This is a genomic window from Corallococcus praedator (assembly GCF_003612125.1).
Classification (GTDB): domain Bacteria; phylum Myxococcota; class Myxococcia; order Myxococcales; family Myxococcaceae; genus Corallococcus; species Corallococcus praedator.
The window spans coordinates 1-26,608 of the sequence record NZ_RAWI01000094.1; the positions used below are offsets into that span (position 1 = coordinate 1).

Genomic DNA, 26,608 nt, shown 5'->3' on the forward strand with positions numbered 1-26,608 from the left:
GCGGGGGTCTGGGCGGTGTGGGGGCCGGAGCCCCGGATCGCGCATGCGTTGGTGAACGCGGTGTCGGTGCTGATCATCGCCTGCCCGTGCGCGCTGGGCCTGGCCACGCCCATGTCCGTGATGGTGGGGACGGGGCAGGGCGCGCGCATGGGCGTGCTCATCCGCGACGCGGCGGCGCTGGAGCGGATGGCCGCGGTGGACACGCTGGTGGTGGACAAGACGGGCACGTTGACGGAAGGCAAGCCGCGACTCGTGTCGGTGGAGCCCATGCAGGGAGGGGACGCCACGGTCCTGCTGCGACTGGCCGCGAGCCTGGAGCGGGGCAGCGAACATCCACTGGCGGCGGCGCTGGTCGCGGGCGCGCGCGAGCGGGGCATCTCCCTGGTCGGCGTGGAGGACTTCCAGTCCCTGCCGGGCCAGGGCGTGCGCGGGCGCGTGGACGGGCACGACATCGCGTTGGGCAACACGGCCCTGATGCAAATGCTGGGCGTGCCGGCGGATGCGCTGACGGAGCGGGCCGAAGCGCTGCGGCACGAAGGCCAGACGGTGGTGCTGGTGTCGGTGGAGGGTCGGGTCGCGGGCCTGCTGGGCGTGGAGGATCCTGTGAAGGCGTCCACGCCGGAGGCCCTGGCGCTCTTGCGGAGCGAGGGCCTGCGCGTGGTGATGCTGACCGGAGACAGTCCGACCACGGCGCACGCGGTGGCGCGCAGGCTGGGCATCACGGAGGTCATCGCCGGCGTGCAGCCGGACGCCAAGGGCGACGCGGTGGCGCACCTGCAAGCCCAGGGACGCGTGGTGGCGATGGCGGGCGACGGCGTGAACGACGCACCGGCGCTTGCGCGGGCGGACGTGGGCATCGCGATGGGGACGGGCACCGACATCGCGATGGAGAGCGCCGCCGTGACGCTGGTGAAGGGCGACCTGCGCGGCATCGCGCGAGCGCGCCGGCTGAGTCAGGGCGTACTGCGCAACATCCGGCAGAACCTCTTCTTCGCCTTCGTCTACAACCTGCTGGGCGTACCGCTGGCCGCGGGCGTGCTGTACCCCGTCTTTGGCCTGCTCCTGAGCCCGCTGTTCGCCAGCGCGGCGATGAGCCTCTCCTCGGTCTCCGTCATCGCCAACGCCCTGCGGCTGCGAAGGCTGAAAGCCTAGGCCCCCCGGACCGGCGACCCCGCGCGGTGGGAGATGCCCCCCACCCCGGGGGCTGCCCGGCGCGCCGCCAACCTGCCCGCCTGAAGGGGGCGTGCACGCGGGCCCGGGCCCATTAGACTGGACCCATGACCGCCCGCGAGGAGGGGCGCACCCCAGGTGCGTCCTCCAGCCACATCTCCGTCGTCAAGCTTTCGCACTCGTGGTTCATCCTCTGCACGTCGCGCGAGCTGGGCAGCAAGCCGCTCGCGCGCACGCTCCAGGGCACGCCCCTGGTGCTGTTCCGGGGGGAGGGTGGCAAGCCCGGCGCGCTGGTGGACCGGTGCCCGCACCGCAACGTGCCCCTGTCGCTGGGCCGCGTGCAGGGCGGACTGCTGGAGTGCGGCTACCACGGGTGGCGCTTCGACCAGGGCGGTCAGTGCCGGCTCATCCCCGGACTCGTCGGTGAGTCCGAGGCGAAGTCGCGCTGTGCCACCTCCTACCCGGCCCGCGAGCAGGACGGCTTCGTCTGGGTCTACTCCACGCCCGGCGTGGAGCCCACGACGGAGCCCTTCCGCTTCCCGCTGCTGGACGCGCCCGACTACGCCACCGTGCGCCAGGTGCTGCGCGCGCCGGGGTCGCTGCACGCGGTGCTGGAGAACACGCTGGATGTGCCGCACACCGCCTTCCTCCACGGCGGCCTGTTCCGCACCGCGGAGAAGCGCAATGAAATCGACGTGGTGGTGCGCAGGGGCGCGGACCGCGTGGAGGCGGAGTACGTCGGTGAGCCCGCGCCCAAGGGGCTCGTCGGGAGGCTGCTCGCGCCGGGCGGCGGCGTGGTGCAGCACTTCGATCGCTTCCTGATGCCGTCCATCGCGCAGGTGGAGTACCGCATCGGGGAGAAGAGCCACATCCTGGTCAACTCCGCGATGACGCCGGTGGGGGACTTCGAAACGCTCGTGTACGCGGTGGTGACGGTGAAGCTGCCGGTGCCGCGCTTCATGCTCAAGGCCGCGATGCCCTTCGTCCTGCCGGTGGCCCTGCACATCTTCGGACAGGACGCGCGCATCCTCGCGAAGCAGACGGACTCCATCCGCCGCTTCGGCACGGAGTCCTACGCCTCCACCGAGATCGACGTGCTGGGGCCCAGCATCCTGCGCCTGATGCGCGCCCAGGAGCGCGAGCGGACCGCACCCCCGCCAGACACGGTGCACGAGACGCGCGTGCGCATGCGCACGTAGTCCCAATGCCTTCCATCCGGACGATGCCAACGTCTTGAATCAGGCGTTGCCCGGACATGTCTCGCAGCCAGCCGGCGAAGGGCTCGGCTTCAATGGCACGGATGCTCGTGGCGCCGGTCACCGCGTGAATACGTTCTCGCGAGACCGACAGTGATTGCCGCGCGGGTGCGGCACACGAGGACAGAGCCATGACGTTTCCCACGTTTCATGCGGAAGCAGTGTCTGATTTCCATCCCGCCCCCTCCGTGGACGAGATCGCGGCGACCCAACTCCACGTCGCGAAGTCCATGCCCAAGGAGGCGGGAGGCATCGGCATCCTCGTCGGCGTCGACGGGGAGGTGCCGCGGGAGCTGGGGCTGGACAGGGCCCAGCTCGCGGCCGCCGGCTTCGAAGGCAAGGTCGGCCAGTCCCTCGTCATCCCACGCACGGACGGTCCCGCGCTCGTGGTCGTGGGCATGGGCGCGAAGTCCGAGCGCGACCTGAACTCCCTGCGGCACGCCGCCGCCGCCTTCGCCAGGGCGGGGGGCCACTACGCCCACCTCGCCATCACCCTGCCGGACGTTGGCGGTATCGCGCACGACGCCGCGGCGCAGGCGGTGGTCGAGGGCGTCCTCCTGGCGCGCTACCGCTATCGCCCCTTGAAGCGCATGTCCCAGCAGGAGCCGCCGCTCAAGGCCCTTACCCTCATGTCGTCGTCGCTTCCCGCCGATGCGGTGCAGCGCGGCGTGGAGCGCGGCCGCATCACCGCCCGGGCCGCCGAGCTCGCCCGCGACCTGTCGAACGCACCGGCCACGCTGCTCACGGCCCGCCGCCTGGAAGAGATTGCCCGCGTCGTGGCGGCCTCGTCGGACCTGGACATCGAGGTCTTCGACGAGAAGGCCCTGGCCAAGATGGGCTGCGGCGGCATGCTCGGCGTGAACGCGGGCAGCTCCGAACCTCCGCGCCTCATCAAGCTCTCCTACCGGCCGAAGGACAGCAAGGGGAAGGCCCTCGAGCCCGTCGGCCGCGTCTCATTGATCGGCAAGGGCATCATGTACGACTCGGGAGGCCTCGGTCTGAAGCCGAACGACCTGGTCCACGCCGCGATGAAGACAGACATGTCCGGCGCGGCGGCCATCCTCGCCGCCATGTCCGCCTTGTCCTCGCTCGGCGCCAAGGCTTCCGTCACGGGCTACCTCATGTGCACCGACAACATGCCGGGCGGCAAGGCGATGCGGCTCGGTGACGTCCTGACGGCCCGGGGCGGCAAGACCGTGGAGGTCCTGAACACCGACGCCGAAGGCCGGCTGGTCATGATGGACGGCCTGGTCCTGGCGACGGAGGAGCAGCCGCCTCCCGACGCCATCCTCGACATCGCCACCCTCACCGGGGCCTGCGAGCGGGCCCTGGGCAATGACAACGCAGGCGTCATCGGCAACCACCAGGGCGTGGTCGACCAGGTGTGCGCGGCGGCGGAGAAGTCCGACGAGACGGTGTGGCAGTTCCCGCTCGACAAGCGCCTGCGCCAGGAACTCGACTCGGAGGTCGCGGACCTCAAGAACGTCGGCGGGGTGAATGCGGGGCAGATCACCGCGGCCCTCTTCCTGGAGGAGTTCGTGGGCGGCATCCCCTGGGCGCACATCGACATGGCGGGGACCTCGCGGGTCGAAACCGACAAGTCGTGGCGCTCCAAGGGCGCGACCGGCTACGGCACGCGCCTGCTCATCGAGTTCCTCCTCGGGTTCACCGCTCCTCGGGAAACCCGCCACTGAAGAATCGCGGCCGCAGAAGGAGAAGGAGCCCGGGGCCGCAAGTGCCCGGGCTCCGGACCCTTCAGAATTCGAACTCAGCGCCCAGCGTGAGCGCCACGTCCGCGACGGCCTTCCCCGCCGCGGGCGCGGTGTCCAACTGCACCAGCAGGTTCGTGCTGAGTGCCAGGCGGTGTGTGATGTACGTCGAGAACTTGGTGGTGGAGTCGGCGACGAAGCGGGAATCCCCCAGGACGTTCGGAAAGACCTCCAGGTACTGGGTGAACTTCAGCCGCTCGTTGAAGGGGTAATAGAAGGTCAACCTTCCACCCGGAGCGAGCAGGTCCACGTCGGGCAGGTCCTGCTCGTCCTCGAAGTATTGGAACCGGGCCTCGTTCGAGTAGTGGAGGCCCACGTCCAGACGAAGCAACTGCTCCTCCCCGTCCGGTGTGTCGCGCTCGAGCAAGGTGAACGCGATCCCGACCTCCCCATCCAGACGCAGCTCGACGCTGGCCAGGTGGTCGGTCTTTCCATAAACCAGGGCGTAGACGCCCAGCAGCGGGGTGAAGCGCCGCTCACCGCGAACGGACGCCACCAGCGCCTCCGCCACCACGTCCTCGTCACCGTCGTCCTCCTCGGCGGAGGCCGCGCTTTCCAGGACGCCATCCGCCTTGAAGGTCGCGACCCAGACGTCCGTGCGGTATTCGGCCAGACCATTCGCGGTCAACGCGAGCGACTTGCTGTTGCCGGCCAGCAGCATGAACGAGAGCGCCGCGGAGCCTGACCATGGGCCAGGTTCCTCCTGGGGGAGCTTCTCGCAGAGGGACTTGAGGTCTCCCTCCACCACGAGCGGCGAAGCGGCCGGGGCGGGATCCGGCGGCGGAGTTGAATCCGGCACCTGGGCCAGCAGCGCGAGGATCAGCGGAAGCGAGAAGGCCATGGGTATCCCCAATCCGTGAGAGGCGGGGCGAGCCCACGCGCCGTCCAAGCTGACGGTGTGAGCAGTCCGCTTCAACCGGTCCCACGGTCGGCTGCGCAGTGCTTTACCCAACCCGGCGAGGGTGCAAGGCATTGACGTCCGCCGGAGCACGACGGACTTTTCCGTGAGATGGAAATCCCAGGCGAGCCTCCCTTCATCTCCACCGGTCAACTGCCATCCCCGGAGCGGGTTCGGGAGCTGGTGGATGAGGCATACCAACGCCACAAAGAGAACACGCAAGGCGAGTGCTCCCAGGTCTACCCCGCGCTGGCGAGGGCGGATCCACGGCTCTTCGGAGCGTGTGTGGCTGGAATCAACGGCAGCAGCCACGGGGTGGGGGACGTGGACCACCCGTTCACCATCATGAGCGTCTCCAAGCCGTTCCTCTTCGCGCTCATCTGCCAGGCCCTGGGCCCGGAAGCGGCCCGGCGCAAGCTGGGAGTCAATGGCACGGGTCTGCCATTCAATTCAGCCATGGCCATCGACCAGAGTCCGGACGGACGGACGAACCCCATGGTGAACACGGGTGCGCTGGCGACCACGAGCCTTGTTCCAGGCTCCAGTCCAGAAGCCCAATGGCGGTTCATCCATGAGGGGCTGTCCCGCTTCGCCGGCACGCGACTCGAACTCGATGAAGAGGTGTATGCCTCCGCGTTGAAGACGCACCACCGCAACCAGGGACTCGCCTTCCTGTTGCACGGCCTGGGCCGCCTGGAGACAGAGCCGGCCCTGACGACGCAGCTCTACACCCGCCAGTGCTCGCTGGCGGTGACCGCCCGGCAGCTCGCGGTGATGGGGGCGACCCTGGCGGACGGAGGCGTCAACCCGCTCACCCGGACGCGCGTCGTCGACGAGGAGGTCTGCCATCACGTGCTCGCGGTGATGGCGACGGCCGGGATGTACGAGACCTCCGGGGACTGGCTCTACGACGTGGGGATGCCGGGCAAGAGTGGCATTGGGGGCGGCATCGTCGCCGTCGCGCCGGGCAAGGGCGCGTTGGGCACCTTCGCCCCGCGGCTCGACGCCGCGGGCAACAGCATCAAGGGGCAGCTCGTCGCGCGGTTCCTGGCCCCGAGGCTCGGCTTGAGCCTGTTCAGCTCGAAGCCCAACACCTGAGGCAGGACCCGGGAGGGCTCGATGAAGGACTGGGCGGTCACCACACTGCTGGTGTTGACCCTGGAGCTGGTGCTCTTCCTGCTCCTGCTGCTGGCCATCGAAGTGGCCTACCGCATCGCGCGCAAACGCAAATTCCGCTCCTCCCAGCTTCGCTCCGTCAACGCGGTCACCAGTGTCGTCTTCTCCTTCATGGGGCTCATCCTGGCCTTCTCCTACTCCGAGGCAGGAAAGCGTCTGGAGGTGCATCGCAACCTGGTGGTCGACGAGGCCAACGCCATCAGCAGTGTGTGGTTCCTGTCCGACGTGGTGCCGGAGGCGGACCAGCCGCCGCTGCGCGACCTGCTGAGGCGATACCTGGACGAGCGCATCCAGGCCCATCAGATGCTCCCCTGGGTGGAGGAGTTCGAAGCGCGCCGCGCCACGGCCGCCCTCCTCCAGAGGCAGATCTGGGCGCGGATGGTGGCCATCACGAAGGCGGCTCCCGACAAGGAGGTCCTGCTGCTTCCTCCCGTCCGTCTGATGGCGGAGGTCGCGGCGAAGCGGACGCTCGCCGTGCGAACGCACATCACCTCGCCCACCTTCTTCTTCATGCTCGGGCTCGCCGTGGTGGGGGCCATGCTCGTGGGCTTGACGACAGCGCAGGGCGAGGGCCGCAACTGGCCCTACCGGTTGCTCTTCGCCCTGGTCATCTCCTCGGCCGTCCACGTCGTCGTGGACCTGGAGTACCCCCGCACCGGCATCGTCAGCACGGAGGAGGCCGACTCGCTCCTGCTGGAGTTGCGCGAAACCATGCATTGATTGTCTGTAATCCGCCCACCTTCTGCGTCCAGAGGCTGATGGCTCGCACCCCCAGTCATGCGGACTTTCTCGCGGAATCGCAGAGGCAATGCGTGGCATGGGGAGCGCCAGATGACCGACATCGCAGACCACCGCATGATCCCGCCGAGGCCGGAGCCGAAGAAGAAGGGCATGGCGAGGGCGCTCGACACCATCGAGCGGGTGGGCAACAAGGTGCCCCATCCGGCCGTCATCTTCGTCGCGCTCATCCTCGTGGTGATGGTGCTCTCCCACCTCTTCTATTTGATGGGCACCTCGGTCACCTATCAGGCCATCAACCCAGAGACACACACGCTGGAGGAGACCACCACCGCCGCGCGCAGCCTGCTGACGGGGGAGGGGCTGCGCTTCATGTTCGCGGGGGTCATCGACAACTTCATGAGCTTCACCGCCGTGGGCGTCATCATCGTGGCCATGCTGGGCGTGGGCGTCGCCGAATCGTCGGGCCTGGTGTCCGCGTTGATCCGCAAGCTGGTGATGGTCGCCCCGCGCAAGGCGCTCACGTACATCCTGGTGTTCGTCGGCATCCTGTCGAGCGTCGCCGCCGACGCCGGCTACCTGGTGCTGATTCCCCTGGCGGCGACGGCCTTCCTGAGCGTTGGCAGACATCCCATCGCGGGGCTGGCCGCCTCCTTCGCTGGCGTGGCGTCCGTCTTCAGCGTGAACATCCTCATCAAGCCGCTGGACGGAATCCTGACGGGAATCACCAACGACGCCATCCACATCCTCAATCCGGCGCTCTCCATCGACCTGACGGCGAACTTCTGGTTCTCCTGCGCCTCCGTGCTGCTGCTCACCTTCGTGGTGTCGTTCATCACGGAGAAGCTGGTCGAGCCGCGTCTGGGGAAGTACACGGGGCCGCAGCCGGAGGAGGCGGGGAGTGCCCCCTCCAAGGAGGAGTCGCGCGGGCTGAAGTTCGCGACCTGGGGCGTGCTCGGGCTCGTGGCGGTCTTCGCCCTCCTGACGGTGCCCTCTGGAGCGCCGCTGCGCAATCCGGAGACGGGGGCCCTGATTGGAGACTCTCCGTTCATGAGCGGCCTCATCGTCGCCGTCACGCTGCTCTTCCTGGTGGCGGGTGTGGCCTATGGCATTGGCGCCGGAACCATCAAGGGCACGGTGGATGTCATCAGCGCGATGGAGAAGGCCGTGGGGAGCCTGGCGGGGCTGATCTTCCTCTTGTTCATCATCAGCCAGTTCATCGCCTTCTTCACGTACAGCAACATGGCGACGCTCGCGGCCGTGAAGGTGGGCGATGCCCTGGAGCACGCGGGCCTGGGGGCGCTTCCGTTGCTCATCGGGTTCGTCCTGGTCGTCGCCGTCCTGGACCTCATCATGACGGGCGCGATTCCCAAGTGGGCCATCTTCGCCCCGGTCTTCGTCCCGCTGCTGATGCGGCTCAACGTCGACCCCGCCGCGGTGCTGGCCGCCTACCGCGTGGGCGACTCCCCGATGAACTCCGTGTCGCCCTTGAATGCCTACTTCGCGCTCATCGTGACCTTCGCGCAGAAGTACCAGAAGGGCGCGGGCGTGGGCACCGTGGTGGCCTTGATGCTGCCCTACGTCATCGCGCTCTTCGTCCTGTGGCCGCTGCTGCTGGCCCTCTGGCAGGTGCTGGGACTGCCCTGGGGATTCTGACGCGGGCTTTCAGCTCGCCTTCGGCGCCGCTGGGGGCCGGGGCAGGATGAGCTCCGTGGAGAAGTAGCGCTCCATGCGGTCGGGGAACACCGTCACCACCTGGGCCTGCGGGCCCAGGCGTTTGGCGGCCTCCACCGCCGCCGCGTAGTTGAGGCCGGAGGACGGGCCCACCGGGAAGCCCCGGCGGATGAGCGCCCGCGCGGTGCGCATGGCCAGGTCGTCCGACACGTCCAGCTCCACGCGGCCCGGCATGTCCGCCTCGCGGTACAGCTTGGACAGGCCGTCCACCACGCCCGGCACGCGCGCGCTGAAGCTGCAACACTCGATGTCACAGCCCAGCCCGGAGATGGGCCGCGCGACGAAGGCCGTCACCGGACAGCCCGCTTCCGCGAACGCCTGGTACAGCCCCACGATGGTGCCGCCCGTGCCCACGCCGCTCACCACGCCGTGCACCAGCCCGCCCGGCACCTGCGACAGAATCTCCTGCCCCGTCCACACCCGGTGCGCCTCGGCGTTGTCCGGGTTCTCGAACTGGCGGGGCGCGTAGCCGCCGCGCTCCGCGGCCAGCGCCGCCGCGCGAGCGATGGCGCCCCGGATGCCTTCCGCGCGCGGCACCAGCTCCACCTCGCCGCCGTACGCGCGGATGGCGATGAGCCGCTCCTCCGTCACGCCCTCCGGCATCACCGCCGTGAAGCGGCACCCCATCTGCGCGCTCGCCAGCGCCATCGCGATGCTCGTGGAGCCGCTGGAGGCCTCCACCACGTCGCCGCCGGGAATCAACTCCCCCAGCCGCCACGCCTTCTCCAGCATGTAACGGGCGATGCGGTCCTTGGTGGACCCACTGGGGTTCAAGAATTCCAGTTTGCACCAGACCGTCGGTCCCTCCGGGTCCAGCCGCACGGGGACGAGCGGCGTGGGGCCCACGGCCTGGAGGAAGCGACCATCGGCGGGAAGCGGGCGACAGGGAGCGCGCATGGGGTCATCCCTACCTCGAAACGCGTCGCCAGGGGAGCACCCCAGGGGCCTTCCGAGCGTGCTCTCCCCCTTGTCCCTGCTTCCACCCTCCTTGAAACCGACATTCTCATGCGGACGACACTTGGCGGGATGTGTCCCAGCCATTACGAATGGGAACCGCCTTCCGCCTGCATGCCTTCTTCATCGCCCATCATCCTCAACGTCAACGACGACCTGGCCAGCCGCTACGTCACTTCCCGCGTGCTGTCGTTGGCCGGCTTCCAGGTCCTGGAGGCGGGCACGGGCGGTGAGACGCTGGCGCTCGCGGACGAGCACACCGACCTGGTCATCCTGGACGTCCGGCTGCCGGACCTGAGCGGCCTGGAGGTGTGCCGGCGCCTGAAGTCCTCTCCCCGCACGCGCAACGCGCTGGTGCTGCACCTGTCCGCGCAGGCGGTGGGGGCCGCGGAGCGCGCGCAGGGGCTGGCGCATGGCGCGGACGCCTACCTGGTCGCGCCGGTGGATCCGGAGGAGCTGGTGGCCCAGGTGCACGCGCTGTTGCGCCTGCGCCGCGCGGAGCGCGAGGTGCGCGTGCTCTCCGACCAGGTGCAGCAGCAGCGCCGGCTGCTGGACCTGGCCATGTCCGCGGCGGCGGACCCCATCGCGCTCTATGACGGGGACGGGATGCTCATCTTCGCCAACCACGCGGTGGCCGCGTCGCGCGGCTCGCACCACGTGCACGTGCCCGGCAGGAACATGGACGCGCTGCGCACGCTGGACCCGCAGCTGGAGCCCTACGCGCTGTCGCTGGAGGCGGCCCGGCGCACGGGGCAGGTGCAGCGGGGCCGCGTCACGCTGTCCTCGGACCAGGGGCCCCGGCACTTCGAGTACACGATGTCCCCGGCGGCCGGTCCCTCGGGCGCGGTGGAGGCGGTCATCGCCACCGGGCGGGACATCACGGAGGTGCGCAACGCGGAGGACTTCCGCGAGCAGTTCCTCGGCATCCTGGGCCACGACCTGCGCAACCCCCTCAACGCGCTGTCCATGTCCGCGCAGCAGTTGCAGCGGCAGGGGGAGATGACGCAGCGCCAGAAGGTCTTCACCGAGCGCATCCTCATCAGCGCCGAGCGCATGGACCGGATGATCCGCCAGCTCCTGGACTTCGCCCGGGCCCGGCTGGGCGCGGGGCTGCCGGTGGTGCGCTCGCGGTGCGACCTGTTCGACGTGGTGCGCGGCGCGGTGGACGAGTCGAGCGCCAGCCACCCCCACCGCGAGGTGAGGCTGGAGCTGCTGGGGGACGGGCGGGGGGACTGGGACGCGGACCGGCTGGAGCAGGTGGTGGGCAACCTGGTGTCCAACGCGCTCAAGTTCAGCCCGCCGGACACGCCCGTGCGGGTGGTGGCCGAGGCAACGGCGAAGGAGGCCCTCCTGCGGGTGCACAACCTGGGGGTCCCCATCCCGGAGGACCAGCTTCCGCACCTCTTCGCCGCGTGGCGCCGCGCCGGCCGCAGCGAACGGGAGCAGGGCGTGTCCGCGGGGCTGGGCCTGGGGCTCTACATCACCGAGCAGATCGTCCGCGCCCACGGGGGCACGGTGCAGGTGACCTCCACCGAGGCGAAGGGGACGACCTTCACGGTGAGGCTGCCGCGCGGTTGACCCGGGGTGTACCCCCAGCCCGGGGTCTCGGGATGTGGTGACTGTTGGACGAATGCGTTGCGCGGGCACTTCCGGATGCGCAGGGGGGCCCCCACCCTGGGGGCATGGTCCCATCCGAAAAGCGAATCTTCGCCCAGAGCGTGGAAGCCCTCTTCGTGCGTGCCCTGGGGCCGCACCTGACGCGGGATGGGCGCCAGCGGCTGAAGGCCGCGGGGTTGGACGTGGCCGGACCGCTGCGTCACAACTATTCGCTGGAGCAGTGGCGGGCCTTCCTGGAGGTGGCGGCGCGGGACGTGTTCCCGGGGCAGCCGGCGGAAGTGGCCTACCTGGAGCTGGGCGCGCGCTACCTGCAGGGCTTCCGGCAGACGTCCGTGGGGCGGGCGAGCATGCAGCTCGTCACGCACCTGGGGCCGGAGAAGACGCTGGAGCGCGTGCCGTACAACCTGCGCGCGGGCAACAACTTCAATGAAGTGCGGGTGGAGGAGCTGTCGAAGAACGCCGCCACCCTGTGGGTGAAGGACGTGCTGGCGGACAACCCCTTCTTCGCCTGCGGGTTCCTGGCGGAGACGCTGCGGGCGTCGGGCGCGGGCACCCTGGAGGTGAAGCCCATCGCCTTCGACGGGACGGCGGCCACGTACCGCCTCACGTGGGCGCAGGCGAAGTCGCAGCGGCCGGCGGGCACGGTGGCGCCGGTCCGCCGTCTGTTCGGGTAGCGGCTACGGGTAGCGCACGGGGGCCGGCGGATCATCCGGGGGCAGGGGGATGAACTCCGTCTCCTGGGGCACCGGGGCGAAGCGGCCTTCCTTCCAGTCCGCCTTGGCGACCTCCAGGCGCTCCTTGGAGGACGACACGAAGTTCCAGAACAGGTAGCGCGGGCCGTCCATGGGCTCGCCGCCCAGCAGCATCATGCGCGCGGGCCCTTCGCTCTTCAGGAGGATCTCGCTGCCCGGCTTGAACACCAGCAGTTCGCCGGCCTGGAAGCGCGTGCCCTCCACGTCCACGGTGCCTTCGACCAGGTAGAGGCCGCGCTCCTCGTGTTCGGCGGGGAGCTTGAAGCGGGCGTCGGCGTCCAGGCGCGCCTCCGCGTAGAAGAGATCGGAGTGGGTGCGGACGGGGGACTTCAGGCCGTGCATGGCGCCGGCGATGACGTTCAGTCGCACGCCATCGTCCTGGCCGGAGGGCAGGGTGTCCTGGGGGTGGTGGACGAAGGAGGGTTCGGTCTCCTCGTGCTGATGGGGGAGGGCGAGCCAGGCCTGGATGCCGAAGAGGCGGCTGCCGGCGGCGCGAGTCTCCGGGCCGGTGCGCTCGGAGTGGGCGATGCCCTTGCCGGCGGTCATCCAGTTCACGGCGCCGGGGCGGATGGACTGCACGACGCCCAGCGAGTCGCGGTGGAGGACTTCGCCCTCGAAGAGGTAGGTGACGGTGGACAGGCCGATGTGCGGATGGGGCCGCACGTCCAGGCCATGGCCGGAGTCGAAGTCCGCGGGGCCCATCTGATCCAGGAAGATGAACGGGCCCACCATGCGCCGGCGCGCGGAGGGCAGGGCGCGGCGCACGGTGAAGCCGTCACCCAGGTCGCGAACGCGGGGGACGATGAGCGTCTCCAGCGAAGGTGGGGGCTCGCGGCCCTGCAGGTCCTCTTCCCAGCTCATGGTGTGGCTCCTCTTCCGGTTCGGCGCGTGAGTCTGCCGCAGTTGTAACGCCGTGCATCCACTTTGGTGGGGACGTTCCGCGCCTGAACGCTTGGGGCGCTAACGCGACGGACGCTCCGTGACGGGTTTCAGGAGTCCCGCGTCGCCCAGGAGTTCCTGGACCTGTCCGGCCAGCGCCCGATGGTCTGGGTTGCTGGCGGTGAAGCGCTCGGGGGTCAGGACGATGAGCGTTCCCTGGTTTTCAACGGGTTCGACCCGGACGGGGGCAGGCAGGGCAGGCACCTGCCCGCGCTGGTGGGAGAGGTACATGATCCACCCGACGAACGTTCCCGCTTCCTTGAGTTTCAGCACCTCATCGCGGTGGACATGCGACGTCGCGATGCCGAACTCCGGGTTCCATGCGACGGCCATCGCACGCAATGCCCGGGCAACCGCCACGGAGGACAGGAGCCGCTCCGCCGCGGCCCCTCGCGTGGGTGGACGAAAAAGGCAGACGTCCACGGTGTGGGCCGAAGGGGGACCGCATGAGAACTCAACGACGCTGCTGGCCTCCTTCTCCCCATTCCAGGCGGAGAAGGCAATCTCTCCCGGGCCCGTTTGATATTTCTTCTTCTTGAACAATTCGATGAAGGATTTTTCGTCCGGCACGAATTGGCTCTTCAGTGCCGCTGCCCGGGAGTTCGCTTGTTCAAACCAGGGGGAGAGGGTTGGGTCCAGGGATGCCAGTTGCCCGAAGAGCGCCTCCGCACGCAGCGCGCAGGCTTCGGGGGATTCGCCTCTGGAGGGCCAGTAGACCCCGGCATAGTAGGTCTCATTCATGGGGTTCGAACCTTCATCGGGCGGCGGTGAAGAAGACGTGGATGTCACCGAGGTTGTTGTCGACAAACAGCCTTCTCACGAAGTCCGCGACATCTCGCTCGGCGAAGTGCCAGTGAATGGGGTTTCCCTGGGCCACGCGCTTCTGTCTCCTGGCCTGCGTGACCATCTCCCGGAAGCCCTGGAACCAACCTCCCTGTTCGGCGGCATCCGGGAGGAATTTGGAGTAGTTGGGTCCCTTGGCTTCGAGCAGGATTCCATCCCTGAAGCCGTCGAACCGCACGTCATCAATCTCGTAGACCAGCCCGGAGGGAGCTCCGGCCACCTGGGCCTGATACTGGCGGGCCTCCTCGGACATGTTCTCCCTGGCGGGTTTCCAGCGACCGGGTCCACCTGGAGGCGAAGCCGTGCCCCCGGTCATGTTTGCCCGTTGGAGGATGATGGCGGCCCCTGCTCCACCGCTCAGGACCTCCGCCATGCGTCCCACGGGCATCGCGACGCGCTCCAGTCCAAGGGCCCCTTCGGCGGAGAGCGACAGGACCGGCACCAGGGCCTCCGCGCCGGCCATCGAGCTTCTCAACGCGCGGGTGGTGACCGAGGCTCCTCCCCCAGTGATGAGAAGGCTGGTCGTCAGCCGCGCTGCCTCGCGAAGCTGCTCACCGCGTGTCATCAGGAGGAAGCGCTCCAGATATTCTGGCGAGGAGGCGATGAGAGCGGCCACTCCCGACGGCAGGTCGCGCAGTCCCAGGAGCGTATCCGTGGGATGTGAGAGGAATTGCCCCAGCACATGGTACAGCTCCACGAAGGCATCCTCCGCTCCATCCAGGGAGCGGTTGATGACGTCCGCGTCGCTGTACACCTCGGCCAGCGGAGGCCCGTCCACGGCACGCAGTTGGTCATCCACGGGGAGGAAGATGCCGCGTCTGCCATTGTAGAAACGGCCCAGTTCGAAATGGCCCGCGCGAAACGCGCCGTCCTTCCATTCGACAGTGCCCACCTTCTGCTGTGTCCACCCGTTGGTGGCGCGGGCCAGGTATCCGTCCGGCCGGAGCACCGCCACCTGCCCGTGGTTGAAGCGCTCCACCCGGCGCAACAGTTCCTGACGCGAGACTCCACCGCCCTTCATGACTTCGCGGAGCAGGAAGCCCGCCGTGAGGCGGGGCGGGAAGGTGCGCAGCGTCACCGGTTTTCCCAGCAGTTCTCCCAACAGCCGCGCGGCCTGCGCGGGGGCGAGCGAGCCACCGGGAAGGGGACGCGGGTCATGCGCTTCCAGTCCCGCGTCCGTGAGCAGTTGCTCCCAGCCGTCCACCTCGGGTGCTGTGCCGTGCGTGATGTCGGGCGGAGGAGGTGCCTCCTCCACCCTGCGCGCGAGCGTGGATTCCATGACGGCGCGCGGCGCGTAACCCAGGTCCCTCCCTCGGTTGGAGGGTGGTGTCAGTGACGCGCAGCCCGTCGTGAGAAGGGCGAAGGTCATCAGCAGCCACGTCCCCCGGTGACTCAGGCTGCCGGCGCGCAGGAACCCTGTTCCGTCCTTGTTCTCCACGCGGGTTCGGGGCGCGAGCAGATGAGCGCGAGACATGGGCAAGCGGTATCGCTCAGTGCACCCATGTTGGAAAGCTCAGGCGTCATCGTGCCGTCCGGCTGCACTGTTCAGCCCGGCAGCGCCCCATAGCAGTAGCGCGTGAAGCCGCCGTCGTCCGTCTTGCACGCCTGTCCCGAGGGGGAATCGGGACAACTGCAGCTTTCGCCCTGCGTGCACTGGCTCGAGTCGGTGCACGGACGCTCGCAGGTGTCGGCTTCGATGTCGTGCGCGTGTTCGTGCACGCAGACCTCTCCCGAGACGCAGTCGGAAGTGTCGTCGCACTCGTGCGTGCCGGAGGAACAGCCCGCGAGCGCGAGGACCGCGAGCACAAGGGCGGAGCCAGAAAGACGAAGCTTCATGGAGAGGAACCTTTCGGGAAGTGCGGACGCCGCTCTTGTGCAGTCGAGATGCCAGCGGGCCTTCCGTGACGTGACGAAGGCGAAAGGTCGGTGGAGTCACGACATGCGCGTCCTGACCGCCATGGAAGTCCGGGGCGCCCGGCCTTCCTCGGGCTGCCCCTGCTCGGCTGGAAGGCGGCCCGGAGGTGACACCCGGCGCACGTTGACGGCGCGCTGTACCTGTGTTCAGGCTGGCCCGCTGGGAGCCCGCCATGTCCCCTCAAATCCATCTCGATTTCGCGTCGGAGTTCGCGGCGCATCCGGCCCTCGCCGCCTTCCATCCGGTGGTGCGGCGCTGGTTCGCTTCGCGCCTGGGGGAGCCCACCCGTCCGCAGGTGGAGGGCTGGCCGCTCATCCACGCCGGCCACGACGTGCTCATCGCCGCGCCCACCGGCAGCGGCAAGACGCTCACCGCGTTCCTGGCCGCGCTGGACTCGCTGTTCCGCCTGGCGCTGGAGGGCACGCTGCCCGACCACACCCAGGTCCTCTACGTGTCGCCCCTGAAGGCCCTGGGCAACGACGTGCAGAAGAACCTCCTCCTGCCGTTGGAGGAGCTGATGGCGCTGGCGCGCGCGGAGGGCTTCTCACCCCAGAACCTGCGCGTGCAGGTGCGCACCGGTGACACGCCCGCCAGCGAGCGCGCGCAGATGGTGCGCCGTCCGCCGCACATCCTCATCACCACGCCGGAGTCGCTCTACCTCTACCTCACCGCCGAGCGCGCCCGCGCCACCCTGCGCGCCGTGCGCACGGTCATCGTGGATGAGATCCACGCGCTCGCCCGCGACAAGCGCGGCAGTCACTTCACCCTGTCGATGGAGCGCCTCAAGGCCCTCACCGACGTGCGCCCCCAGATGCTGGGCCTGTCCGCGACGCAGAAGCCACTGGACGCCATCTCGGGCTTCCTCACTGGCGCCTCCCTCACCGAGTGCCGGCGCGTGGAGGTGGGCCACCAGCGCCCGTGGGACCTGAAGGTGGAGATTCCCGACGCGGAGCTGTCCTCCATCGCGAGCCACGAGATGTGGGGCCAGGTCTATGACCGTCTGGTGCAACTGGCGGGCGAGCACCGCACCACGCTCATCTTCGTCAACACGCGCAAGATGTCCGAGCGCGTGGCGCACGACCTGGGTGAACGCCTGGGCCAGGAGTGGGTGGCCGCGCACCACGGCAGCATGTCGCGCGAGATGCGCCTGTCCGCGGAGGAGCGCCTGAAGTCAGGCCAGCTGCGCGTGATGGTCGCCACCGCGTCGCTGGAGCTGGGCATCGACGTGGGCAACGTGGACCTGGTGGTGCAACTGGGCACCACGAAGGCCATCTCCGTGCTGCTCCAGCGCGTGGGCCGCGCGGGCCACCACAAGGCGGGCATCTCCAAGGGCATCCTCTTCGCGATGACGCGCGACGAGCTGGTGGAGTGCGTCGCGCTCCTCAACGCCGTGCGCGAGGGCGACCTGGACGCGGTCCGCATCCCGAAGAAGCCCCTGGACGTGCTCGCGCAGCAGATCGTCGCCGCGTGCGCGTGCGAGGAATGGGACGAGCGCGCGCTCTTCAGCGTCTTCCAGCGCGCGTACCCGTACCAGGACCTCACCTGGGAGGAGTACCAGCAGGTGCTGGAGATGCTGTCCGAAGGCGTGGCCGAGCGCCGGGGCCGCGCCAGCATCCACCTGCACCGCGACCGGGTGAACCAGAAGCTCAAGGGGCGCCGGGGCGTGCGCATCACCGCGCTCACCAACGGCGGCGCCATCCCGGACACCTTCAGCTTCAGCGTCACCGCGCAGCCGGAGGGCAAGGTGGTGGGGACGCTGGACGAGGACTTCGCGGTGGAGTCCTCGCCCGGGGACATCTTCCTGCTGGGCAGCACCGCGTGGCGCATCCAGCGCGTGATGGGCAGCACGGTGATGGTGGAGGACGCGCGGGGCGCTCCGCCCAACGTGCCCTTCTGGCGCGGTGAGGCACCGGGCCGCACGGACGAGCTGAGCCTCCAGGTGGGACGGCTGCGCGAGGAGCTGCTGCGCCACGAGGACCCCACGGGCTTCCTGGAGAAGCTGCTGCGCGTGCCGCCGCCAGCGGTGGATGCGCTGATGGGCTACCTGCGGCTGGGCAAGAAGATGCTGGGCGACGTGGTGCCCAGCCACACGCAGATTGTCGCCGAGCGCTTCTTCGACGAAGCGGGCGGCATGCAGCTCATCATCCACGCGCCCTTCGGCAGCCGCATCAACCGCGCGTGGGGCCTGGCGCTGCGCAAGCGCTTCTGCCGCTCGTTCGACTTCGAGCTGCAGGCGGCGGCCACCGAGGACGGCATCCTGCTGAGCCTGGGCGAGCAGCACTCGTTCCCGCTGGCGGACATCTTCGACTTCCTGCACCCGGACAACGTGGAGGAGGTGCTGGTGCAGGCGGTGTTGCAGGCGCCCATCTTCGGCACGCGCTTCCGCTGGGTGGCCACGCGGGCCCTGACGCTGCACCGGATGATGGGCGGCAAGCGCGTGGCGCCGAACCTCCAGCGCGCGCGCAGCGAGGACCTGCTGGCCGCGGTGTTCCCCGCGCAGGTGGGCTGCCAGGACAACCATGGCGGCGGGGACGTGGAGCTGCCGGACCATCCGCTGGTGAAGCAGACGATGGACGACTGTCTGCGCGAGGCGATGGACGTGGACGGGCTGCGCGAGGTGCTCCGGCGCATGCGCGACGGGCGCATCCAGCTCGTCGCCCGGGACGTGCCCGAGCCGAGCGTCTTCGCGCACGCGTTGATCAACAGCCAGCCCTACACCTTCCTGGACGACGCGCCGGCCGAGGAGCGCCGCGTGCGCAACGTGGCCCTGCGCCGCGCGATGCCCGCGGAGGACGCCGCGGCGTTCGGCGCGCTGGACGCCGCCGCCATCGCGCAGGTGGTGGAGGACGCCGCGCCGCCGATGCGCGACGAGGACGAGCTGCACGACGCGCTCCTGCAGCTGGTGCTGGTGCGGGCGTCGGAGGTGCCGCGAGGCCTGGAGGCCGGGCTGTTCGCGCAGGGCCGCGTGGCGTGGCTGGAGCGGCCGGGCGGGCGCTTCCTCGTGTCCGCGGAGCGGGGCAACGCGGTGCGCGCGCTCTTCCCGGATGTGCAGACGCAGCCGGTGTTGCCGGTGCTGGAGTACGACCGTCCGGTGGAGCGTGAGGCGGCGGTGCTCCAGGTGGTGCGCGGCCGGATGGAGATGGTCGGGCCCACCACGGTGGCGGAGCTGGCGCGGCTGACGCTGCTGGAAGCGGACGACATCAACCTGGCGCTGCACGCGCTGGAGGGGCAGGGCAGCGTGTTGCGCGGCCAGTTCCGCGCGAGCGAGGACGTGCCGGTGGCGCCCGGTGAGGACGGCGGGCCGGTGCTGGAGTGGTGCGACCGGCGCCTGCTCCAGCGCATCCACCGGCTCACGGTGGGACGGCTGCGCCGGGAGATTGAGCCGCTGAGTCCGCAGGACTTCATGCGCTTCCTCTTCCGGTGGCACCACCTGGAGGACGTGGACGCGCTGCGCGGCTCCACGGGCCTGCTCAAGGCGGTGCGGCTGCTCCAGGGGTACGAAGCGCCAGCCTCCGCGTGGGAGCGCTTCCTGTTGCCGGCGCGCATGCGCGGCTACACGCCGGACCAGTTGGAGCGCGCGTGCTACGCGGGCGAGGTGGCGTGGGGACGGGTGACGCTGAAGGATCCGCCGAAGCCGGCGGGGCCGCGTCGTGGGGCGCCGGTGACGGAATCGCCGGAGCCCGTGGTGCACAAGCGGGCGTCGCCCACGCGCAACGCGCCGCTGACGTTCACCCTGCGCGAGGACCTGGAGTGGATGCTGGCGGCGGCGCGTCCGCACGCGGTGCTGGCGGACGGGGGCGTGTGGACGCCGCCGGACCTGAGCGCGGCGGCGAAGGACGTGGTGGGCGTGTTGGACCGGCGGGGCGCGTGCTTCTTCCAGGACCTGGTGACGCGGGCGCGGCGGCTGCCAGCGGAGGTGGAGGACGCGCTGTGGGAGCTGGTGGCCAAGGGGCTCGTCACGGCGGACGCGGTGCAGAACCTGCGCATCCTGCAGAGCCCGGCGCACCGCAAGCGCCAGAAGCTGTTGCAGCGCGGCGGTCCGGGCCGCTGGAGCCTGCTGGCTCCGGCAGAGCCGAAGACGCAGGACGAGGTGATGGAGTCGCTGGCGAGGCTGTTCCTCCAGCGCTACGGCATCGTCTGGCGCGACCTGGTGATGCGCGAGTCCCTGGCGCCGACGTGGCGGGAGCTGCTGTTCGTCTACCGGCGCATGGAGGCGCGAGGCGAGCTGCGCGGTGGGCGCTTCGTGTCGGGGTTCGTGGGAGAGCAGTTCGCCCTGCCGGAGGCGGTGGACACGGCGAGAGCGGTGCGCAGGACGGCTCCGTCGGGCGTGCGCATCCAGCTGTCCGGCGTGGATCCGCTGAACCTCACGGGCGTGGTGACGCCGGGCCCGCGCGTGGCGGCGATGCCGAACAACGTCGTCACCTACGTGGACGGGATTCCGCAGGGCGTGGACGCAGTGGAAGATGCTTCGGAGAACGAGGACACTGAGGTGGAGGGGCCGCTCGCGCAGGTGAACTGAGCCCCACGACGCAGGGGACTTCAGGTGATTCGATTCGGACCATGGAGCACCACCCTCGGGCTGGCCGCCGGCTTTGGCGCCCTGGTGTCCGTGCTGCTCCTGGCCGCGCCCGGGAATCGCGCGGCGAACCGGCTGCTGGCGGCGCTGCTGGGCGTCGTCGTGCTGCGGTTGATGCCCTACTTCCTGGGCTTCGCCGGCTTCTATGACGTGCATCCCTGGCTGTCCTTCGCCCCGTTCGACCTGGGGCTGGCGACAGGGCCGCTGCTGTATCTCTATGTCCGCCGCCTCGTGACGCCCGGGCTGCCCGCTCGGTGGTGGCGGCACTTCCTGCCCGCCTCGGTCATGCTCGTCTACACGCTCTGTGCCTTCGCGCTGCCTCTCGCGCGGAAGCACTGGTGGAACGACGTCGTCCATGAGCGCTGGGTGGATCCGTTGGAGTCCGCCGCCAGCATCGTGTCGCTCGCGGCCTATCTGGTGGCCTCGGTCCGGTTCCAACGCCGCTACCAGGCCTGGCTCGAGGCGAACGTCAGCGACCGGGAGATGCATCATCAGTCCTGGTTCGCCACCGTGCTCCTGTCGCTGGGGCTGTGGTGGGGCGTGACGGTGGGCTTCGAGTTCATGGACCGCTTCCTGATGCGGCTGAACCACCACGACCGCTTCCCGCAGTACGTGTTCTTCTCCGCCATCATCGTCGTGCTCGGACTGGAGGGCTGGCGTCAGGCGGGCCATCGCTTCCCCCAGTGGAGCGTGCGTGCCGAGCCTCCGCCCCTGATGATGGCCTCGGACCGCGACTGGTCGGAGGCGGCGGTCGACTGGGCGGAGCGCATCCGCGCGGGGGCCTGGTGGCGCGAGCCGGGGCTGAGCCTCTCCGAGGTGGCCCGCCGGTTGGGCACCAACGAGACCTACGCGTCGCGGGCGTTCAACCAGGGACTTGGGCGCAACTTCAACGCCGTCATCAACGCCATGCGGGTGGAGGCGGTGCAGGCGCGACTGGCTTCCGGGGAGAAGAAGCCCATGCTGGAGATTGCGCTGGAGGAGGGCTTTGCCTCCAAGTCCAGCTTCAACCGCGTCTTCCGCGAGCACACCGGCCAGAGTCCCACGTCCTGGCGGACGGCCCATTTCAGGGAAAATCCAATAAATCCAAGGGTTGAGACGACGTAGGGGAGGCGAAGGCGTAGGTCCCCGCCCTCCTGGCGGAGCGTGTCCGCCAGCGATGCGACAGGACCTCCGATGTCCCTGCGTTTGCTGGCCCTGAGCTGTTCGGCCCTGCTCCTCGCGGTTCCCACCCTGGCGGCCGCCGAGCCACCTGCTCCGGTGGTGGCGCCCTATTCACCGGTCACCCTGGACGCGGTGAAGGCCCGCGCCGACGTGGCGCTCCTGCGGCGGGCCCTGGAGACGATCCACCCGGGCCTGTATCGCTACCGGAGCCGGGCGGAGCTCCAGGCTGCCTTCGCCCGGTTGGAAGCGGCGGCGTCGCGGCCGACCACGGACCTCGCGCTGTGGCGGGCCCTCGCGCTGATGCTGGCGGAGCTTCATTGCGACCACACCAAGCCGGAGCCTTCGGTCGCGCTGGAGGCGTACCGGCGGACGCATCCCACGCACCTGCCGCTGCGCTTCAAGATCCTCGAAGGACGGATGATCGTCGTGTCGAACGACGGCCAGCCCGGAGCGCCACCGCCGGGCGCGGAGCTTGTCGGAATCAACGGGCTGCCGGTGCCCCGGGTGCTGACCGAGCTGGGACGCGCTGTCGCCCTTGACGGAAGCACCGACCACGCCATCGCCGCGAAGCTGGGGTCGGACAGCGACCTGATGGGGGACGACTTCAACGAGTACTGGCCTGCCTTCCATGGGTTCCCCACGAAGTGGGTCCTCGACTGGAAGCGCTCGGGAGCGCTGCGGCTGTCGCACAGCACGCTGGCGCCGATCTCCTTCAAGGAGTGGACCGCGCTGTCCTGGCCGGGCAGCCCGTATCGCGACGAGTTCTACAAGGCGATCCATTGGCGCATCGACGGGAAGCGCGCCCTGCTGCGCATCGACACGTTCGTGAACTACCGCAACCCCGTCGATGCGACGGCCTTCCTGGGCGGCTTCTTCAAGACGCTGAAGGCGCAGGGCGTGGAGCAGCTGGTGCTGGATCTGCGTGAGAGCGGTGGGGGTTCGGAGGACGTGTCGGTCGCGCTGGGACGGTATCTGCTCAAGGCGCCCTTCCTCTGGTCGAAGCCGTCCCTGCTCAAGGCGATCCGTTATGGCGACCTCCCCACGCACATTGAAAGCTGGGGGGACAGAAAGGCCGTGTTCGAACCGGACGAGAAGGGCTTCCGCCGCACGAGCGATGGCTGGTGGGAACGGTTGCCGCGTCCCGATGACGAGGGACTGCGGATGCAGGACGTGTCGCCGGATGCCTTCACGGGAGCGGTGACGGTGCTCAGCGGGCCGATGAATGGCTCCGGCACGACGAGGACCCTGGCGCAGTTGAAGGAGAAGCTCGGCGCGCGGCTGGTGGGGGAGGAGAGCGCGGGCAGCGCGGAGGGGCCGACCGCCGGGCGCATCTTCCTGCTGACGCTGCCCCACAGTGGCCTGCGGGTCCGCATCCCCAACGCGTGGAACCGGACGAACATCGAGCACTTCGTCCCCGGGCGCGGCGTCCCGGTGGATGAGACGGTCGTCCCCACGGTCGCGGACTTCGAAGCAGGGCGGGACCGGGCGGTGGAGGTCGCGAAGACGTCCGGCACGGTCGTGGTGCCCACGCTTGCCACGGTGTTGGCGGGTTCATGGAGCGGCACGCTCGACTACCGCGACTTCCAGAGCGACCGGCGCGTGATTCTTCCCACGACGCTGGAGGCGACAGGCGACGGGGAGGAGATCCGGTTCGCCTTCACCTTCGATGACGGGCCTGGGAAGACGGTCCGCTCGACGCAGTCCTGGAGGATCCGCGACGAAGGGCGGACGCTCGTCACGGGTGAGGACCGGGAGGAGATGAAGATCCTCGAGCGTCGCGGTGGAAGTGCAGCGGCGGAGCTGACGTTGGTGGCGGAGGGAAGGGGAGAGGAGAACAAGCAGCCCGTGGAAGTGCGCACGGTGCTGACGCGTAGAGGCGCGGTGCTCTCCATCAGCCGTCTCACCCGACGTCCCGGTGAGCCCTTCCTGCTGCGCCACGTCTACCGAATGTCGGCGGTCGCGAGGAGTGACGGATAGAAGACCCGTCGTCGGGGTGAGGGGTTGGCCACTGTTGTCGACGCCAGAGGATCGTTGGTGGAGTGCCATCCCATGGGCCCAGGCGTTCGGCGCACGGTGATGCGAAGCCAACTGGGTGTCGTCATGTTCACCGCGCTGGTCATGGTTGCGTCCGCCTTTGGGCACGCCCAGCGACCTGAGGAAAGGGCGTGGCCGTGAGCAGGGACAGGAAATCGATGTGGAGGACGTACTGGAGGTGCTGAATGATGCGAGTAAGCACCACGCGTGGGGAACGCGGGAGTCGAACGCATTCGAGGTGGCGGCGTTCTGCCTGCTCTACGTTCGCCACATCGACAAGCGCGATCAACTACCAGGACGGCTCACGCTCATGGCCTCCCCGCTCATGGAGGAACTGAGCGTGGAGGATGAGCCGGAGGAGTGAGCAGGTCCCGAGAGCGGCCTTGATGCTGAACATCGTCGTCACCTTTGCTGTGGCCACTCTGTGCGCTCGACGATTTCGGGAGCTCGAATGCCAAGGAACCTGTGCTGGACGCTGGTGGTCGTGTTGTTGGGATGCTCGACCCCGCATCCGGACATTCGTGTGCGCCAGCTCCCCAATGGAATGTACGAGGTCGATGGACCTCTGTTGGGCCCCTTCAAGACCCGAGAGGAACTGGCGCAGGTCGCCTGTGAGCGGATGATCCAGATGCCCGGCGCTTCGACCCTGCATGGCAGGCAGGGCAGAGAGTATTGCGCGCTCTGGTACTACTCCCCTCAAGACCGCGCCTACTTCCTCAGCTACTTCTCGGACGTCTCCGGTGATGGTCCGGGGGGAAAGAAGTACTGCACAGTGCCTCTGTCCCTCCGTGATGCCAATGTTCGCAGCCCGGCCATCCTTGGTCCGGCGCATCCACACCCGCACAACTGGGAGTTCTCTCGGGAGGACATGGGGGCGAACCACGAACCCGGTTGGTCACCCTGGGGTTCCGCTCGCTTCGTGGACACGTCAGGACGCATCTGGGAGCACGAACTGCTGCTCTTCTATGGTCCGCGGAATGGCGGATGCCTGGCGTACGACTACAACTACTCCTCCCGTGTCGTGTCCGCGTTGCGAGGTGGGAGGTGGGTCCCCATCGGCAAGGCTTCTGGACAGGCCGGGGACTTTGAATTCGAGCTGTTCGAGGGACAGACATGGTTGCCGTAGACACGGATTGCCTGGGACGTCGCAGGGGGGCTTCGCGATGAGAACACCCGTGGGAATCGCACTGCTCTGCATCCCGCTCGCTGGGTGCTCTCTGCTCGGGTACCACAAGGCGAAGAAGGCCCCGTGGGCGCCTCCTGATGAGGCCGCCGCAGTGGTGTTTCCGACTTCATTCAAGGAGGGCCTTCACCTGGAGGGGCCCGTGCTGGCCGCGCTCGAAGTCGCGATGAATGAGTTCCTCCCCGCAGGAACCGAGATCACGACCACCGACCCCGACAAGCGCGTGGCCCAGTGCCTCTCCAAACGAAGCTCCTACGACACCCACGTCCTTCAGGCAGGTGAAGACCTGTTCTTCGTCTGGTTCTCTCCGGACTTGTCCCGCTGTGGGCTGAACGTGCCCATCCTCGATGGCGGCGCGGTCTACGCCATCGATGCGCGGGGCCGCATCCTGGACAGGCGATAGCCCGGGCAGCTCTCCAGCCCCTTGCTCCACAAACCTTTGGAGGCCGGGTCCTTGGGTTTACCGGCCGTCACTTTAGGCTAAATTTCAAGCGGGCTAGTTCACCGCCAATTGAAATTAGCCCAAGTCGTATCTACACTGCATCGCGTCAGCTCTTGGGAGAGGTGCGTCGATGCAGAAGTGGATGGCGATGGTCCTGCTGGTGGGCGTGGCGGTGGCGGGACTCCTGGTGGTCCCGGCGGCACAGGTGAAGCAGGGCGGGCCCATCAATGCCGCGGACACCGCCTGGCTGCTCACCGCCACGGCGCTGGTGCTGCTGATGACGCCCGGCCTGTCGTTCTTCTACGGCGGCATGGTGCGGCTGAAGAACGTCGTCTCCACCCTGATGCAGAGCTTCATCGCCATGGCGGTCATCAGCCTGCTGTGGGTCGTCGTGGGCTTCAGCCTGTGCTTCGGCGACAGCTTCCACGGCCTCATCGGGGACCCGCGCACCTTCTTCATGTTCAGCGGCGTGGGCGGTGAGACGCACCCGGACCTCGCGCCCACCGTGCCGCTGCTGCTCTTCGCGCTCTTCCAGCTCAAGTTCGCCATCATCACCCCGGCGCTCATCACCGGCGCGTTCGCGGAGCGCGTGCGCTTCAAGGCGTACCTGCTCTTCATGGTGCTCTTCAGCATCTTCATCTACGCGCCGCTCGCCCACTGGACGTGGCACCCGGAGGGCTTCCTGCGCCAGTGGGGCGTGCTCGACTTCGCGGGCGGCACCGTCGTGCACATGTCCGCGGGCTTCGCCGCGCTCGCCGGCGCGCTCGTCCTGGGCCGCCGTCAGGTGCACCTGACGCACGCCACGCACGCCCCCGCCAACGTGCCCTTCGTGATGCTCGGCACGGGCATGCTGTGGTTCGGCTGGTTCGGCTTCAACGCGGGCTCCGCGCTGGCCGCCTCGTCGCTGGCCACGCTCGCCTTCGCCACCACCAACACCGCCTCCGCCGCCGCCATGCTCGGCTGGATTGCCTTCGACTGGCTGCGCGGCCGCAAGCCCAGCGCCATGGGCGCCTGCGTGGGCGCCGTGGTGGGACTCGTCGCCGTCACGCCCGCCGCGGGCTTCATCACCGTGGGGCAGAGCATCGTCGTGGGCCTGGTCGCCAGCTTCGTCAGCAACGCCGCCGTCCACTTCAAGAGCCGCACCGCCCTGGATGACACCCTGGATGTCTTCCCCTGCCACGGCCTGGGCGGCGTGGTGGGCATGGTGCTCACCGGCGTGCTCGCCAAGGACGTGGGCCTCATCCACGGCACCACCCGCACCTTCCTCATGCACCTGTTGGCCCTCGTCGTCGTGTCCGTCTTCTCCTTCGTGGGCTCGTGGCTCCTCTACAAGCTCGTCGACCGCATGGTCCCGCTGCGCGTCACCCGCGAGCAGGAGGAAGAAGGCCTGGACCTGAGCCAGCACGGAGAGACGGTGGGCGAGGTCCCCACCGCCGCCCGCGTCCAGACCC

Annotated in this window: 21 protein-coding genes; 15 read left to right on the plus strand and 6 right to left on the minus strand. The window is 69.0% G+C overall.

The window, feature by feature from the left end; all coding sequences use genetic code 11:
• From D7Y13_RS14910 to D7Y13_RS14920, 3 genes are all read left to right on the plus strand, one after another.
• Positions 1–1,152, plus strand: a 1,152-nt coding sequence (locus D7Y13_RS14910; RefSeq protein WP_120630700.1) for a heavy metal translocating P-type ATPase, incomplete at its 5' end; no start/stop codon positions are given.
• A 125-nt stretch (positions 1,153–1,277) separates the two neighbouring features.
• Positions 1,278–2,369: a Rieske 2Fe-2S domain-containing protein gene (locus tag D7Y13_RS14915; RefSeq protein ID WP_120584283.1), complete on the plus strand. Its 1,092-nt coding sequence runs from the start codon at positions 1,278–1,280 to the stop codon at positions 2,367–2,369.
• A 188-nt stretch (positions 2,370–2,557) separates the two neighbouring features.
• Positions 2,558–4,120 (plus strand): leucyl aminopeptidase, encoded by a 1,563-nt coding sequence (locus tag D7Y13_RS14920; protein WP_120584282.1) that lies wholly within the window; start codon positions 2,558–2,560, stop codon positions 4,118–4,120.
• A 61-nt stretch (positions 4,121–4,181) separates the two neighbouring features.
• Here the strand turns inward: D7Y13_RS14920 and D7Y13_RS14925 are convergent, their stop codons facing one another.
• Positions 4,182–5,036, minus strand: coding sequence for a DUF481 domain-containing protein (locus D7Y13_RS14925; protein ID WP_158620404.1), 855 nt, complete (start codon positions 5,034–5,036; stop codon positions 4,182–4,184).
• Between the two features lie 168 nt (positions 5,037–5,204).
• On the opposite strand from D7Y13_RS14925, the gene glsA reads away from it, so the two are divergent.
• The 3 genes from glsA to D7Y13_RS14940 all read left to right on the plus strand — a co-directional run bounded on the left by glsA (position 5,205) and on the right by D7Y13_RS14940 (position 8,663).
• Positions 5,205–6,191: a glutaminase A gene (gene glsA, locus D7Y13_RS14930; RefSeq protein WP_120534342.1), complete on the plus strand. Its 987-nt coding sequence runs from the start codon at positions 5,205–5,207 to the stop codon at positions 6,189–6,191.
• Positions 6,192–6,212: 21 nt separating this feature from the next.
• The gene (locus D7Y13_RS14935; RefSeq protein ID WP_120584280.1) at positions 6,213–6,989 is read left to right on the plus strand and encodes a bestrophin-like domain; all 777 of its coding nucleotides are present in this window, start codon (positions 6,213–6,215) and stop codon (positions 6,987–6,989) included.
• Positions 6,990–7,100: 111 nt separating this feature from the next.
• Positions 7,101–8,663: an AbgT family transporter gene (locus D7Y13_RS14940; RefSeq protein ID WP_199732816.1), complete on the plus strand. Its 1,563-nt coding sequence runs from the start codon at positions 7,101–7,103 to the stop codon at positions 8,661–8,663.
• Positions 8,664–8,672: 9 nt separating this feature from the next.
• On the opposite strand, the gene D7Y13_RS14945 is transcribed toward D7Y13_RS14940, so the two are convergent.
• Positions 8,673–9,638: a PLP-dependent cysteine synthase family protein gene (locus D7Y13_RS14945; protein WP_120534340.1), complete on the minus strand. Its 966-nt coding sequence runs from the start codon at positions 9,636–9,638 to the stop codon at positions 8,673–8,675.
• A gap of 171 nt (positions 9,639–9,809) precedes the next feature.
• Between D7Y13_RS14945 and D7Y13_RS14950 the strand changes: the two genes are divergently transcribed.
• Both D7Y13_RS14950 and D7Y13_RS14955 read left to right on the plus strand, forming a co-directional pair.
• Positions 9,810–11,273 carry a sensor histidine kinase gene (locus D7Y13_RS14950; RefSeq protein WP_120584279.1) on the plus strand — a complete coding sequence of 488 codons (1,464 nt, stop codon included), beginning with the start codon at positions 9,810–9,812 and terminating at the stop codon, positions 11,271–11,273.
• Positions 11,274–11,377: 104 nt separating this feature from the next.
• The gene (locus D7Y13_RS14955; protein WP_120584278.1) at positions 11,378–11,986 is read left to right on the plus strand and encodes a DUF2378 family protein; all 609 of its coding nucleotides are present in this window, start codon (positions 11,378–11,380) and stop codon (positions 11,984–11,986) included.
• A gap of 3 nt (positions 11,987–11,989) precedes the next feature.
• Here D7Y13_RS14955 and D7Y13_RS14960 read toward each other — a convergent pair whose 3' ends face one another.
• The 4 genes from D7Y13_RS14960 to D7Y13_RS14975 form a co-directional block, all read right to left on the minus strand.
• A complete protein-coding gene (locus D7Y13_RS14960) occupies positions 11,990–12,925 on the minus strand; it encodes a pirin family protein (RefSeq protein WP_120534337.1) in 936 nt (311 codons plus the stop codon).
• Positions 12,926–13,024: 99 nt separating this feature from the next.
• Positions 13,025–13,810, minus strand: a complete 786-nt coding sequence (locus D7Y13_RS14965) for an immunity 52 family protein (protein WP_233595665.1) — start codon at positions 13,808–13,810, stop codon at positions 13,025–13,027.
• Entirely contained in the window at positions 13,758–15,320 is a 1,563-nt protein-coding gene (locus tag D7Y13_RS14970) for a Tox-REase-5 domain-containing protein (RefSeq protein ID WP_233595664.1), read from the minus strand. The genes D7Y13_RS14965 and D7Y13_RS14970 overlap by 53 nt, the downstream gene beginning before the upstream one ends.
• Positions 15,321–15,391: 71 nt before the next feature.
• Positions 15,392–15,682 (minus strand): hypothetical protein, encoded by a 291-nt coding sequence (locus tag D7Y13_RS14975; RefSeq protein ID WP_147444348.1) that lies wholly within the window; start codon positions 15,680–15,682, stop codon positions 15,392–15,394.
• Positions 15,683–15,933: 251 nt separating this feature from the next.
• Between D7Y13_RS14975 and D7Y13_RS14980 the strand changes: the two genes are divergently transcribed.
• The 7 genes from D7Y13_RS14980 to D7Y13_RS15010 form a co-directional block, all read left to right on the plus strand.
• On the plus strand, positions 15,934–20,280 hold the full coding sequence (locus D7Y13_RS14980; RefSeq protein ID WP_199732815.1) for a DEAD/DEAH box helicase: 4,347 nt from the start codon (positions 15,934–15,936) through the stop codon (positions 20,278–20,280).
• Positions 20,281–20,304: 24 nt separating this feature from the next.
• A complete protein-coding gene (locus D7Y13_RS14985; RefSeq protein WP_120584274.1) occupies positions 20,305–21,441 on the plus strand; it encodes a helix-turn-helix domain-containing protein in 1,137 nt (378 codons plus the stop codon).
• Between the two features lie 69 nt (positions 21,442–21,510).
• Positions 21,511–23,475: a S41 family peptidase gene (locus tag D7Y13_RS14990; RefSeq protein WP_120584273.1), complete on the plus strand. Its 1,965-nt coding sequence runs from the start codon at positions 21,511–21,513 to the stop codon at positions 23,473–23,475.
• 217 nt (positions 23,476–23,692) lie between these two features.
• Complete coding sequence (locus D7Y13_RS14995) at positions 23,693–23,896, plus strand: hypothetical protein (protein WP_233595663.1); 204 nt, start codon at positions 23,693–23,695, stop codon at positions 23,894–23,896.
• Positions 23,897–23,983: 87 nt separating this feature from the next.
• A complete protein-coding gene (locus tag D7Y13_RS15000; protein WP_120534331.1) occupies positions 23,984–24,658 on the plus strand; it encodes a hypothetical protein in 675 nt (224 codons plus the stop codon).
• A gap of 199 nt (positions 24,659–24,857) precedes the next feature.
• The gene (locus D7Y13_RS15005) at positions 24,858–25,118 is read left to right on the plus strand and encodes a hypothetical protein (protein WP_147452447.1); all 261 of its coding nucleotides are present in this window, start codon (positions 24,858–24,860) and stop codon (positions 25,116–25,118) included.
• A gap of 169 nt (positions 25,119–25,287) precedes the next feature.
• Positions 25,288–26,608 (plus strand): ammonium transporter (locus D7Y13_RS15010; protein WP_147452448.1); only part of this gene is annotated, 1,321 nt, incomplete at its 3' end.